Annotated in this window: 13 protein-coding genes and 1 tRNA gene; 6 read left to right on the top strand and 8 right to left on the bottom strand. The window is 41.8% G+C overall.

Annotated features, from left to right (window positions below; translation table 11 throughout):
• Positions 1-151 precede the first annotated feature (151 nt).
• From PG901_RS03540 to PG901_RS03530, 3 genes are all read right to left on the bottom strand, one after another.
• Positions 152-763 carry a nitroreductase family protein gene (locus PG901_RS03540; protein ID WP_271133527.1) on the bottom strand — a complete coding sequence of 204 codons (612 nt, stop codon included), beginning with the start codon at positions 761-763 and terminating at the stop codon, positions 152-154.
• 225 nt (positions 764-988) lie between these two features.
• Positions 989-1,927: a pirin family protein gene (locus PG901_RS03535; protein WP_271133526.1), complete on the bottom strand. Its 939-nt coding sequence runs from the start codon at positions 1,925-1,927 to the stop codon at positions 989-991.
• Between the two features lie 266 nt (positions 1,928-2,193).
• Entirely contained in the window at positions 2,194-2,907 is a 714-nt protein-coding gene (locus PG901_RS03530) for a pirin family protein (protein WP_271133525.1), read from the bottom strand.
• A gap of 323 nt (positions 2,908-3,230) precedes the next feature.
• Between PG901_RS03530 and PG901_RS03525 the strand changes: the two genes are divergently transcribed.
• Positions 3,231-3,581, top strand: a complete 351-nt coding sequence (locus PG901_RS03525; protein WP_271133524.1) for a GNAT family N-acetyltransferase — start codon at positions 3,231-3,233, stop codon at positions 3,579-3,581.
• Between the two features lie 151 nt (positions 3,582-3,732).
• Here PG901_RS03525 and PG901_RS03520 read toward each other — a convergent pair whose 3' ends face one another.
• The 3 genes from PG901_RS03520 to PG901_RS03510 form a co-directional block, all read right to left on the bottom strand.
• Entirely contained in the window at positions 3,733-4,386 is a 654-nt protein-coding gene (locus PG901_RS03520) for a YoaK family protein (protein WP_271133638.1), read from the bottom strand.
• A 133-nt stretch (positions 4,387-4,519) separates the two neighbouring features.
• Positions 4,520-5,074: an NADPH-dependent FMN reductase gene (locus PG901_RS03515; protein WP_271133523.1), complete on the bottom strand. Its 555-nt coding sequence runs from the start codon at positions 5,072-5,074 to the stop codon at positions 4,520-4,522.
• A gap of 50 nt (positions 5,075-5,124) precedes the next feature.
• The gene (locus tag PG901_RS03510; RefSeq protein WP_271133522.1) at positions 5,125-5,517 is read right to left on the bottom strand and encodes a DoxX family protein; all 393 of its coding nucleotides are present in this window, start codon (positions 5,515-5,517) and stop codon (positions 5,125-5,127) included.
• Positions 5,518-5,974: 457 nt separating this feature from the next.
• Between PG901_RS03510 and PG901_RS03505 the strand changes: the two genes are divergently transcribed.
• The 4 genes from PG901_RS03505 to PG901_RS03490 all read left to right on the top strand — a co-directional run bounded on the left by PG901_RS03505 (position 5,975) and on the right by PG901_RS03490 (position 9,816).
• Positions 5,975-6,601, top strand: coding sequence for a YceI family protein (locus tag PG901_RS03505; protein ID WP_271133521.1), 627 nt, complete (start codon positions 5,975-5,977; stop codon positions 6,599-6,601).
• Positions 6,602-6,861: 260 nt separating this feature from the next.
• On the top strand, positions 6,862-7,767 hold the full coding sequence (locus tag PG901_RS03500) for a LysR family transcriptional regulator (RefSeq protein WP_271133520.1): 906 nt from the start codon (positions 6,862-6,864) through the stop codon (positions 7,765-7,767).
• 106 nt (positions 7,768-7,873) lie between these two features.
• Positions 7,874-9,013: a hypothetical protein gene (locus PG901_RS03495; protein WP_271133519.1), complete on the top strand. Its 1,140-nt coding sequence runs from the start codon at positions 7,874-7,876 to the stop codon at positions 9,011-9,013.
• Positions 9,013-9,816: an SDR family NAD(P)-dependent oxidoreductase gene (locus PG901_RS03490; protein WP_271133518.1), complete on the top strand. Its 804-nt coding sequence runs from the start codon at positions 9,013-9,015 to the stop codon at positions 9,814-9,816. Before PG901_RS03495 ends, PG901_RS03490 begins: the two co-directional genes overlap by 1 nt.
• Before the next feature lie 160 nt (positions 9,817-9,976).
• Here PG901_RS03490 and PG901_RS03485 read toward each other — a convergent pair whose 3' ends face one another.
• Positions 9,977-10,768 (bottom strand): glucose 1-dehydrogenase, encoded by a 792-nt coding sequence (locus PG901_RS03485; protein ID WP_271133517.1) that lies wholly within the window; start codon positions 10,766-10,768, stop codon positions 9,977-9,979.
• Positions 10,769-11,038: 270 nt separating this feature from the next.
• A tRNA-Gly gene (locus PG901_RS03480) sits at positions 11,039-11,113 on the bottom strand.
• 652 nt (positions 11,114-11,765) lie between these two features.
• Between PG901_RS03480 and PG901_RS03475 the strand changes: the two genes are divergently transcribed.
• Positions 11,766-12,578, top strand: a complete 813-nt coding sequence (locus tag PG901_RS03475; RefSeq protein WP_201619189.1) for a M48 family metallopeptidase — start codon at positions 11,766-11,768, stop codon at positions 12,576-12,578.
• The last annotated feature ends 3 nt before the right edge of the window (positions 12,579-12,581 follow it).

Raw genomic sequence — 12,581 nt, 5'->3', positions numbered from 1 at the left:
CTAAAAAATCATGCTCTAACCATTTTAACCAAAAAAAAGCGCCACCCAACGGATAGTCGGATGGCGCTTTTTTGGTTTTGCTGCTTTTTCGCCTTAGGTATCAAACACGACCGTTATTTAGCACATGTTTGATACGCTAATATAAAACATACTATTTGCCAAATACTTGCATACGATCTGCAACGGGCTTAAATTCTTTGTCGCCTGCTGGCTGCTCAATCGCACCGAATACCATTTGAGCATTTAGTTCCCAATGCTCATCGATGTTCCATTCGTTGGCCACTTTTTTATCGATGATTGGATTGTAATGCTGTAAATTGGCACCGACATTGATACTTGCCAAGGCAGTCCAAATCACATACTGGTGCATGGCACTGGTTTGATGCGACCAAATTGGGAACTTATCTGCATATAAAGGAGCGGCTGCCTGCATGTCTCTGATAACGCTATGATCTTCAAAGAACATAACCGTACCAGCGCCCGCTTTAAAGCCATCCATTTTTTGCTTAGTTGCAGCAAATTGCTCTTCATTATCAAGGATATCACGTAAGGTATCTTCGGTCATTTGCCAAAGCTTATTATGGTCATCGCCAAATAAAACCACGATACGCGTTGATTGTGAGTTAAAAGCTGATGGCGTATGCAAAACCGCATGCTCAACCAACTTGACGATTTCATCGTTTGATACTGGCAATTGATTGCTCAATGCATAGATAGAACGACGCTTTTCAGCCAATTGCTGTAATGTTTTTAGGTCTGACATATACATTTCTCCATATGATTAATAGAATTTCAATCCAATGAAAATAACCGTTAAACCAGTAGGGACAATAAATTATCTAGAAACCCCTACTCTTTAATCTCAATTATTATATGGACGTTTGAGATAAATCCGTACTTTACTTTTGTAAAAAAACTTAATGATACATATCTATTTGAAAGGCAGTTTAACGAATAAAGCTTACCGTTAAATTAACCTTTAAAGACATTAACCTTTAAAACCTTCAGGCAACTCTGGCGCTGGTAAGCGCTTCATATCAGAGTCGACATTACCAAAACGCTCATGACCGTTATTCCAGTCGATGATAGATTGCTCAATCTCTTCTTTATTGTCCGCGACAAAGTTCCACCACAGTAATACTTGGTTATTTAATGGCTCACCGCCGATAAACATCACACGGGTGCCTTTTTTCGCGACCAGCTTAATACTTTTATTATTGGCAACATCGCTATCATGGAAGCGGAACAGTTGATCTTGCTCACAAATCTTGCCTTCAGACTCGATTTGTCCTTCTGTCACCAAGATTCCGTATTCAAAGCCCGGCTCTAAGTTAAGCGTGACCTCACCGTCTTCAACGAAATAGACATCGATACCAACCATTTTTGAATACTGGATGGTCGGCGCTTCGTAACGCTCACCTGATATGTTGGTATAGCTGCCAGTGGTTAGAATCATCTCGACACTATCTTCACGCCAAGTTGGCAGCTCTGGGTAATGATGGAAACTACGCTCGATTTGCTGATCCGTTGGCAGTGCAATCCACAGCTGTACCATACTCAAACCGCGTGCCGCATCTGCTGAGCCACCAGTATCTGGAAAGACGCTTTGCTCAGTATGGCTGATACCTTGGGTTAGACCGGTGCCCGCTGTCATGACGTTGACTTGGTTTTTGGTAATCACTTGCTCATTACCCAAGCTGTCTTTGTGCAGCACTTCACCATTTAACATCCAGCTAAAGGTTTGCAAGTTGGTATGCGGATGGCGACCGACTTGCATACCTGACTCATCTTCGCCAAATTCAGCAGGGCCAGCATGGTCTAAAAAGCACCAAGCGCCGATAGGCTTTTTGCCTGTATTGGGCAATAGACGCGCGATAGGAATACCGCCTACATCGGCCAAACGTGGTTCTAGGGTTTCGATACTCATGATTCACCTCTTATTATGTGATACGGGATGTGATGTAGAGATAATGGGCAACACGCTATAAAAAAATCAAAGTAGCGCGGCAAAATGATGTTTTTATTTCTACCGCGCTACTTTTAACTCAACATGCTATTTTTAACTTAAGTGCACCTTAATGTCAGCACCTTTTAAATTTAGCACCTTTTAAATTTAGCACCTTTTAAATTTAGCAGCTTTTACATTTAGCAGCTTTTAAACTTAGCACCTTTTACATTTAGCATCAGGGATGCTTAAAAGCTCATTGGAACTTCCATTAGCAATACTTTAGCATCTTCTTCTACGTCCATCGCAAAGCTCTTAGTATCCCAAACGCCAAGACCATCGCGGGTATCCAAAGTATTGCCGTTCACAACCACTTTACCGCTAATGACAAAGATATAAACACCGTTATTAGGGTTTTTTAGCTCATAAGTTTGGGTGATACCTTTATCAAAATCGCCCATGCTAAACCAAGCATCTTGATGAATCCATACCCCTGCGTCGTCCGCATTGGGTGACAATACTTGATTGAACTCGTTTGGCTTTAGGATATCGTCCATACGGATTTGCTGATAACGAGGCTCAACGTTCATTTTATTTGGGATAACCCAAATCTGTAGGAACTTCACCGCTTCGGTATCGTCGCCGTTCATTTCACTGTGCGTGATACCATTACCCGCTGACATCACTTGGATTTCACCGGTTTCAATGATGCCATTATTACCGATGTTATCGCCGTGACCGAGCTTACCGGATAAAGGAATACTGATAATTTCCATATCGCGGTGTGAGTGCTTACCAAAGCCTTGACCTGCGATGACAAAATCATCATTGATAACACGTAGCGCGCCAAAACCCATACGTTCTGGATTGTGATAATTGGCAAAGCTAAAGGTGTGCTTGCTTTTGAGCCAGCCATGGTTGGCATCGCCACGAGAATCTGCTGCATGATAGATGGTTTTCATAATGTATCCTTAACTATTAGTAAGTTAAACGGCTTTAGAATTTGACATTCATTAACTCGTTTAAACAATGAAATTATTATAATTGTTGTCCACTAACAGATAAACAACGATATTCGCAATTAACTATTCTCATTTTTAGAACAATATTGTCATAAAGGTAAGGTAATATATTTATAACAGAACCCTGTATACTCATAACAGTACAACTAGCATGAGCTGTTACTATGGCCAAAGTTACGATAAAAAGTTATGAAAGAAGTAACGCGAGCAGGTGTAAATTAAGTCTAGAAGATATTAATCATACGATATAAGGAAATTTAACTATGTCAGATATGGCAAAGACAGATGTGGAAAATAAACAACCATTACATTATAAAGTTATTAATAATACCGAAAAGAAGCGTTTTGAGATTCATATCGATGACAAAATCGCTTTAGAGGATTATGAATTTTTCACCACGAGCGCCGGCGAAAAAGGCATTGAATACAAACATACCGAGGTGCCAGCAGAGTTAGGCGGCCGTGGTATTGCAGGGTATCTGGTCAAATATATTTTAGATGATGCGGCGGCGAAAAACCTGCGGGTGAAACCAACTTGTTCTTATGTAAAGTCTTATATCGACAAGCATCCAGAGTACCAAGACAATTCAGTATTTCATAATGCTACGCCTTAAACAATGAATAGTTAAATATAAGCATATAGCTAAATATAAGCATTTAATCGATAAGCAAAAAAAACGCCATATCTGCAGATATGGCGTTTTTTATGGACGATGCTTTCTAGTATCTATAATGTAAGCGCTAGAATAATTCAGTTAAAAACGCTTAGGCAATATGCTCTAAAAACCCTGTATTGCGCGCCCTCATTGATAAATACAGCACCGGCAATACAAACAAGCCCACCGCCCAAAAACTCAGCTGCATATATAGCAGTGCGCCCACTAACGCCCCCACTAAAAAGCTAAATACCAATACTGAACTGTGTGCCAGTTTTTTGCCATTATCCGCTGTGCGATTGACCAAATAATCGGTCAGGTTGATACCAAGTTGCGTAGTATTACCGGTCATCAATACCGTCGGACTCATATGCTTAATCACTGTCTTGCTGGCAGTATTACGAATCGCCAGCGCAATCAAACCTAATCCACCCGTTATCGCCACGGTTATATCACCGGCATCGACAAAGGGTTGATAGTACAGACCGGCAATCATAAAAGCGGTTAAGAAAAACGCTTCCGCTAGGAACAAATGGCTCAGCGTTAATTGTTTATTTTTACTATGGTCAATAAATATCTTCGTGATCATAACCGTTAAAATAAATAACGGTAAGGCGGCAAGCTTAATCCATAGACCCGCCTCACCCTTGACCAAGCCACTGCCCGCCATCACCAAGTTACCTGTGACATGAGCGGTGAAGAAACCAAACAAGGTGATAAAACCAATAGTATCAATTGCCCCGCCAACCACGGTTAATAGCACGGGCGTTTGATGGCGCTGCCAAAAACTTGGCGGCTTTGAATGTAACGGCTGTGAGTCAGGTGAAGCTGATTGATTGCTATCACCTTTACTAGCAGCTTCATTATTAGTATTCGCAGCATTATTAGAGAGTGAGTTAGCCACCCGACTTGCCTGCAAACTGCACAAAATCAGTCACAAAGCCTTGTAAGAATTTTTGCGTGCGGGCGCTAACACTGCCATCTTCATTTAAGCTATCGGTTGCACGGCTGAGATGGATTTCTGGATCGACCATCAGTTGCGCCGAGAGCATTTGCATGCTTTTGCGCACATCAAGCCCACTATTGATACCACCAAAACTCCCCGGAGATGCCGTAACTACGGCAACTCTTTTATGCGTCCAGACACTTTCTTTATAGGGACGCGAGCCGATATCCACGACGTTTTTTAACGCCGCAGGTATGGTGCGATTATGCTCTGGGGTGACAATCAATACCGCATCAGCGTCTTTTAGCTGCTGACGGACACGCTCATAACTTTCAATGGTTTTATCATCATAATCTTGATTATAAAGCGGCAAGTCTGCAATGTGGACTTCCTTTATAGTGACGCTGTCAGGCATCTGCGACACGATATATTCGGCAAATTTACGATTGATAGATTCTTTTCGCAAACTACCAATAACTAGGGCGATGTTGATTGATGCGCTCATAGCAACTCCTGAATGATGATAAAACCATATGGATTAAGCATTTTACTATACTAAATTCTGCGCGTGTTGCTGTGATCAATTGAATAGGCACCTGCACCATGGGCAAAAATCATCAAGAAACCACCCGCCATCGCGATGTTTTTCATAAAGGGGTTCATTTGTGATTCATCAATCCAGAATTGGTGGAATAGCAATGCTGAGACAACGCTAAAGCCTGCCATCAATATAGCCACCAAGCGCGCTTTAAAGCCCAATAGGATGGCGATACCACCAAGTAACTCAACAGCGATGACCAAAGGCAATAACATACTTGGCACGCCCATCGATTCCATATAACCTTGAGTGGCAGCGTAGCCGGTAATTTTAGTAAAACCTGAAAAGATAAAAATCATTGATAAAAATAGGCGACCAATTGGGGCGCTAAGCTCTTGTAATTTGTCCATGATTATTCTCCAATAGTATGAAATTTCTAAAGATAACGTTTTTATTTAAAAGACTTTTGTTTGATTAGGCAACGACATTATTGTAGTCGTTGCTTATCAATAGATAAACCGTGATAATTACAAATATGAGTTCTTATTTAGAGAACAATCAAGGAATGGTTCTATTGATACAATGATAAAAACAGTTAGTATTTGATAGAAGGTATCAGCCGCCACAGAAAGAAGTATTTTTCGATACTGCCTAACGTCCAATACTATACCTCCAATATCATGATTTTTTGCTACACTTATTGTGTTGGTATATAAGATATACTTAACGCTAGCTTTTAAATGAAGCGCTTTTAAACCGAAGAATTTTAAACCAATATCAGTCTTTGAGCTGATAATTAAAACAGGCAGTATATTTACTCGACGATATACTGGCTTTTACCTACTCACTTAACAAAAGGATTGATTTATGATCACTGTAAATTCTATTAAAAAAACAAATCGTGCGCTTGCTTTTGCTGCTATCGGTACGCTTGGTCTGCTTAGCACCCTAGGTCACGCTGCGACTTATGAGCTTGACCCGCATCATACCGCCGTGCGCTTTTCTGTAGACCACTTCGGTACCACGACCAATGCTGGCGGCTTCTATAATCTATCGGGTATTCTTGAATACGCGCCTAAAGAGAAAAAAGGCTTTGTCGGTATTACGATTCCTATGGGCAGCTTGAGCACAGGCATTAAAGCTTTTGACGGCCATCTAAAATCTGCGGATTTCTTTAACGTAAAAAAATATCCAACCGCTTATTTTAAATCGACTAAATGGGAGTTTGATGGCGATAAAGTTAAAGCGGTCAAAGGTGATTTAACCCTGCTTGGTAAGACCCATCCAGTGACTTTAAAAGCCACTAAATTTAACTGCTATGACAGTCCTTTATTAAAAGCTGAAGCTTGTGGTGGTGATTTTGAAACCACTATCGATAGAACCAAATGGGGCATCAATACCTTTACCAATGGCGGTATGATGAAAGACATCAAACTGGTCGTTCAGGTAGAAGGCAGTAAAAAAGCAGACCTTAAAAAAGCAGACACTAAATAAGGGTAATTTAACCATTTAAGATAGTGCTTTTAGATTGACCACAGTTTCGACTATTTGGTTTTTTGATAAAAGGCTGGGTTTTTAACTCAGCCTTTTATCTTTTGTATCGTTAATATTAAATAAAATAGATATATTAAATATATACTTAGATAAAGAGAACACTTGGGAAATAACCGTTTTATATCATGGTCATCATACGATATAGCAAAATAATAATAGCTAAATAACAATAGTTAAATAACAATAATGAGGTAGCTAGGATGGGACAACTAGAAGACATGGCGATGTTTGTTCGCATTGTCGAAGCAGGCAGCATTACCAAAGCCGCTGAACAATTAAATATTGCTAAATCAGCCGTTAGCCGTCGTCTTAAGGATTTAGAGACACGTTTGGGCAGTCAGCTTATTAGCCGCACCACGCGCCAATCAAACCTAACCCAAGCCGGTGAGCAATATTACCAAAAGGTGAACAATATACTCAGCGAAGTTGACGCCCTAAATGAAGAAACCAGTGGCGCGCCAACGCGTATCGAGGGCACCTTAAAAATGACTGCGCCATTGTCATTTGGCTTGATGCATCTCAATGATGTCATCGATGAATATGCCAATCAGCATCCCAATTTGAACTTTGAGCTCGATTTTTCTGATCGCCATGTTGACTTGATTGAGGAAGGCTATGAGCTTGCCATTCGTATCAGAGAGCTACAAGATTCCAGTTATCAAGCAAAGCGTCTGGCACTTATTCGTTATGCACTTTGTGCCAGCCCGGAATATTTAGAAAAGATGGGGACGCCTGCGACCCTAGAAGACTTACAACAACATGAGTTTTTGCAGTATGGTCTTGGTAAAACAAGCACGCTTACCCTTACGGACGCGCAAGGGAAAAAACACAACCACACCATTGATGCCAAAATCAAAGCCACTAATGGCGAGTTCTTGGTGGACCTAGCGGTAAAAGGTCAAGGTATTGTCTTTATTCCAACCTTTATCGCTTATAAACGGTTGGCTAAAGGGGAGCTTGTGCCTATTCTTGAACGATACCAATTACCCACACTCAATGCCTATGCGGTATATCCAAAAAACCGCTTTTTATCGCAGCGCTGCCGCTATCTCATTGATTTTATCGCCGAGCGTTTTGGTGATGACCCTTATTGGGATAAGTTTTAATAGGCTTAACTTAGTAAACTGAGTAGTTTTTTAAAGTCGCTATAAATATTAAAACAATACTGTTAGTATTATTTTAAGATATCCATCAGTCATAAGGAAATGCATTATGGATTTGCAAGCACTCGGCATGAAAGCCATTCACGACTTTGATGACGTTCGCCAAAGCCCGTTACCACAAGAGCGTCTAAAAGCAGCGCGTAAGCAAGCAAGCGCCTTTAGAGAGCGCTTTATGGATGAAACGCCGGTACAGTTTTATCAAAGCGCCGACATGGTGCGTGTTCCCTACCCCACGTGGTACGCCTACAGTGGCGTCTATACCCAAAGCACCTATAAATTCCCCTACATTCATATCCTCAACCGCATTTTTATCATTCAGTATTATGACTTTTTGGGTGAATTAAAAACATTGCTATTCTCTCCTTCTGATATCGAAGCAGACCGTGAGACGCCATTTTTTAAACGTCTAACAGACAAAATGCCTAACTGGTCACCACTTGAAAGCGTGGTTGCACCTATCATCCGTGACGTCACTGGCACCTTAGCTGAAGTTGGCTTGTCTCCAGAAGATGTTGATTATATAAGCTACGACCATCTACATACCCAAGATGTACGCCGCTGGTTAGGGACTAAAAGCATTGATACTAAAAATGTAGGTGAAAAAGATAAGCCTGCCTATTTTCCTAACGCCAAGCTATTGATTCACGAGCAAGAATGGCTAAGTACTACCTCTTTATTACCCGTGCAAGCAGATTGGTATTGCCCAAACGGCATCGAAGGCGTCGATGCTGATAAAGTAATTAAATTTACTGGTAGCATCCAATTGGGCGAAGGCGTCGCGCTCGTACATACCCCCGGACATACCGAAGGTAACCATTCGTTAGTCGCACGCGTCCCAGATGGCATCAGAGTAACTTCAGAAAATGGCGTGGGCGCCGATGCTTATGCACCGATGAACTCAAAAGTGAATGCCATCCGCCGTTATGCTAAAGACACAGGCGTGGAAGTGATTTTAAACGGCAATACACTAGAAGGTAGTAATGAGCAATATATCTCGATGGTCATTGAAAAAACCATCGCTGGTCCCTCAAAAAACCCTGATTTTCCCAATTGTGCGTCAAGTAGTGAAGCAACCCCTTATTGGTTGATTCCCGGGCATAAAGTCAGTCATTTAATAGGCGAAGCAAAGTTTGGCAGCTTGCAGAACAAATCGGCAAAAAGTCGCTCATTGCAGAAGGAAAGCGCGTGATGGGTTACTTTACCGGTAAAACTGTCTATATCACTGGTGCTGCCTCTGGTATCGGGCTTGAGACAGCTAAGCAGCTCATTCAGCAAGACGCTAAGTTAGTACTGTTTGACGTACAACCGTTTGATGAGGTGCTATCAACCTTGCAAGCTATTAATAAAAATAACGCTTCGATTATCAGCTATGAATTGGACGTCACCGACGCCGATACAACCACTCAAAAAATCGCCGAGGCGGCAAGTAAGCAGTCACCTGACATTGTCATGCACTTCGTTGGGATTACAGGTCCTTGGACGTTTGATGAGATGAGCCAAGCACAGTTTGAGCGTGTTATAAATATCAATTTATTTGGTACGCGCAACGTCCTAGCGGCCGTGCGTCCGTTTTTATCACGTGGCGATCAAGTCATGGTCACCGCTTCGATGTCATCTTTTACCGGCAGTTATGGCTACAGCTCTTATAGCGCCTCAAAGTTTGCTATTTGGGGCATGATGCAATCGATAAGCTTTGAGTGGAAACCTCACGGTATTGATATCACTGTTTTTGCACCGCCACCGATAGATACGCCGCTGACCCAAGCGGAAGTCGGCGTCATGGCACAAGCGGGTGTCGGTATGAAAAAGCTGGCAGGCGAGCTAAAAATTGAAGATGCCGTTAAATCTATGCTAAAAGGGGTAGAAAATCGGCAGTTCCTAGTCGTACCGGGCGTGATGGCAAACTTAATTAGATTACAGCTGCGTTTCTTTCCGGTCAGCTGGGTGAATTGGATAGGCAATAAAACGGTGGCTTTTTCGCTTAGAAAATAGCGTTTTTAAAACTGGCTTGTATACATTGAACTTTCACAAGTATTGAATGTCAGTTAGTCACTTAAAAGTTCACAAAAAAAAGCGTCACCCGATTAAATATCTGGTGACCCTTTTTTATATGACGAGCTTTCTACACTAGCTATTACCGTTAATCTTAATTTTAGTCTAAGGTTTGCACACCGCCACCATTGACAAATAACGTCTGCCCACTGACCCACTCAGAGATAGGCGCCGCAAAATATAGCATCGCACCAGCAATATCATCCGCTTCGCCTAAGCGCTTGATAGGCGTATGCGACAACATTCTCTCTTCAATCTCAGGCGTCAATACGCTCTCTAACGCCGCAGTGCGCGTGGCACCCGGACCCACAGCATTGATACGCACCTCGGGACCGAAATCATGAGTAAGGTTCGCCACCATATGATTAACCGCCGCTTTTGATGCTGCATAGCTACTCATATCTGGACTCTTATTGACACTCGACATCGAGGTGGTGATGACGATTGAGCCATAGCCCGATTTTTTCATATGTGGCACGCATAACTGGCATAGACGCCACGCGCTAAAGACGTTCAATTCAAAGTCGCGGCGGAAATCATCAACAGAGATTTTAAACGGATTTTCTTGACCACCGCCACCGCCGCCTGCATTACTAATCAGGATATTGATACTACCGAATACCTCTACCGTTTTATCGACCATCGCTACCAAGTCTTCGTCTTTTAAAATATTGCACTCAACCGCCAAGGCTTTAACGCCGTAGCTTTCGATGTCTTTAGCAGCTTTATTGGCATCTTCTATTTTTAAATCTGCAATGACGATATTTGCGCCCGCTTGTGCCAAACGCAGTGCCGTTGCTTTGCCAATGCCATTAGCACCGCCCGTCACAATCGCTGTTTTTCCTGTTAAGTCAAATAGCTCATTAAATGATTTGTGCTCAAAAGCTTGCATGGTTAATCCTCATAATAATTATTAATGGAGGCGATATATCGTTTGAAAATTTTTAATATTTAATACTTCAAATAAGTATGCCAATTCAAAATCAAATAAATGTGTCAAATTATCCATATTTTGTAACGCTGCTACTTATACTTATCACATACGCTTTTTCACATGCACTTTGTCATAGCGTTATACATTAGCTTGCCAAATTTCAGGCATAAAAAAAGCCTCACTTCTTAGTATAAGAAGTGAGGCTTTAGTGCTTTTGCAAGCCATATTTGGAGCGGGAAAAGAGATTCGAACTCTCGACCCCAACCTTGGCAAGGTTATGCTCTACCACTGAGCTATTCCCGCTAATTATCAAATCGCAATGTTGTTAACAACGACTACGTCTCGATAGGCTGGCTATTTTAGCAAATATTCTGAGAGTGTCAATACCTTTTTTCAAATTTTTAATCAAAGGTATGGTTTTTAAATCTATCTTAAGAGAAAAACAAGCATAGAGTATTGATTCTAAGTGCTATTTTAATTTATCTCATTAAGATAATAATTTCAAATAAATAGAGAAAATAATAGCAGTCTCAGCATTCTGCCCGCCTAACCTTTGCTTACAACATGCTGACAACGTCAAAACGCTAGCAAAATATAGTTTTTCTATAGAAGTTATAGAAATAAAAACGCTTGCGCGCAAACGATAAAGCGGCTTTAACTACTGTATCCACTTCCATTATTTCTTGTGCGAACTACTTACCTTTTAATAGCACTTACTAACAGCACTTGCTAACAGCACTTACAATCCTACCGCCTATTGTTACTTTTTCTGTCTAGGTTTTAGGTTGTTAACATTATTATACTTATGGCTAATGACAGTTGGAGTAAAATTCCACTGTTTTAGTAGATGGGCAAACGGTAGCAATACTTCAATAATAAGCTACCCTTTCCGCTACTATTTTGATCTTGGCATTGTTCCACTTTATTTTTTCCATTTACAGCGAGGACGTTTATTATGAAAAAACTGCTTACCACAACAGTTATGGCGGCATCATTGTCGGCATTGGCCATGACCGGTTGTTCTAGCACGACTAGCACTGGTGCCGTCGGCGTTGACCGTCAGCAGCTATTATTAGTCTCAAATGAGCAAGTATTGCAGCTATCGGCGCAAAGTTATGCCAAAACGCTGCAAGAAGCAAAAGCGCGCGGCTTACTGGATACCAATAGCGCGCAGCTCAATCGCCTAAAAAATATCTCGAACCGTTTGGTCGGTCAAGTCGGTGTCTATCGTCCTGATGCGGCAAAGTGGCAATGGGAAGTGCATACCATTAAATCTAATGACTTAAACGCCTTTGTGATGCCCGGCGGTAAAATTATGTTTTACTCGGGTATTATCGACCGCTTAAATTTAACGGACGATGAAATTGCCGCTATTATGGGACATGAGATATCGCATGCCCTACGTGAGCATTCACGTGAGCGCTTATCACGTCAATACGCTACCCAAACGGGTATTGGTATGGCAGCGAGCATCTTTGGTCTCTCACAAGGGCAGGCAGAGCTTGCTAACGTCGCTGGTGACTTAGGTCTTAGCCGTCCGCACAGCCGTACGCAAGAAGCAGAAGCTGACCAAATCGGTCTTGAGTTGATGGCACGTGCAGGCTACAACCCACAAGCAGCGATTACTTTATGGCAGAAAATGCAACGCGCCAGCCAAGGTGAGCCACCACAATTTTTAAGCACTCACCCAACCAGCAGCAACCGTATTGCGCAATTGCAGTCATTGATGCCTAAAGTAATGCCGCTTTATCAAAAGTCACGTCGTTAATGG

The organism is Psychrobacter sp. ANT_H3, assembly GCF_027919975.1.
Lineage (GTDB): Bacteria > Pseudomonadota > Gammaproteobacteria > Pseudomonadales > Moraxellaceae > Psychrobacter > Psychrobacter maritimus.
The sequence above is the reverse complement of the archived record's forward strand: the minus strand, read 5'-3'. Positions and strand labels throughout refer to the sequence as shown.

Excerpts from the sequence above, each read along its gene's own strand:
- PG901_RS03540 (WP_271133527.1), bottom strand. The coding sequence starts at position 763 with ATGTCAGACCTAAAAACATTACAGCAATTGGCTGAAAAGCGTCGTTCT.
- PG901_RS03500 (WP_271133520.1), top strand. The coding sequence starts at position 6,862 with ATGGGACAACTAGAAGACATGGCGATGTTTGTTCGCATTGTCGAAGCA.
- PG901_RS03530 (WP_271133525.1), bottom strand. The coding sequence starts at position 2,907 with ATGAAAACCATCTATCATGCAGCAGATTCTCGTGGCGATGCCAACCAT.
- PG901_RS03515 (WP_271133523.1), bottom strand. The coding sequence starts at position 5,074 with ATGAGCGCATCAATCAACATCGCCCTAGTTATTGGTAGTTTGCGAAAA.
- PG901_RS03505 (WP_271133521.1), top strand. The coding sequence starts at position 5,975 with ATGATCACTGTAAATTCTATTAAAAAAACAAATCGTGCGCTTGCTTTT.
- PG901_RS03485 (WP_271133517.1), bottom strand. The coding sequence starts at position 10,768 with ATGCAAGCTTTTGAGCACAAATCATTTAATGAGCTATTTGACTTAACA.
- PG901_RS03475 (WP_201619189.1), top strand. The coding sequence starts at position 11,766 with ATGAAAAAACTGCTTACCACAACAGTTATGGCGGCATCATTGTCGGCA.
- PG901_RS03535 (WP_271133526.1), bottom strand. The coding sequence starts at position 1,927 with ATGAGTATCGAAACCCTAGAACCACGTTTGGCCGATGTAGGCGGTATT.
- PG901_RS03525 (WP_271133524.1), top strand. The coding sequence starts at position 3,231 with ATGTCAGATATGGCAAAGACAGATGTGGAAAATAAACAACCATTACAT.
- PG901_RS03495 (WP_271133519.1), top strand. The coding sequence starts at position 7,874 with ATGGATTTGCAAGCACTCGGCATGAAAGCCATTCACGACTTTGATGAC.
- PG901_RS03490 (WP_271133518.1), top strand. The coding sequence starts at position 9,013 with ATGGGTTACTTTACCGGTAAAACTGTCTATATCACTGGTGCTGCCTCT.
- PG901_RS03510 (WP_271133522.1), bottom strand. The coding sequence starts at position 5,517 with ATGGACAAATTACAAGAGCTTAGCGCCCCAATTGGTCGCCTATTTTTA.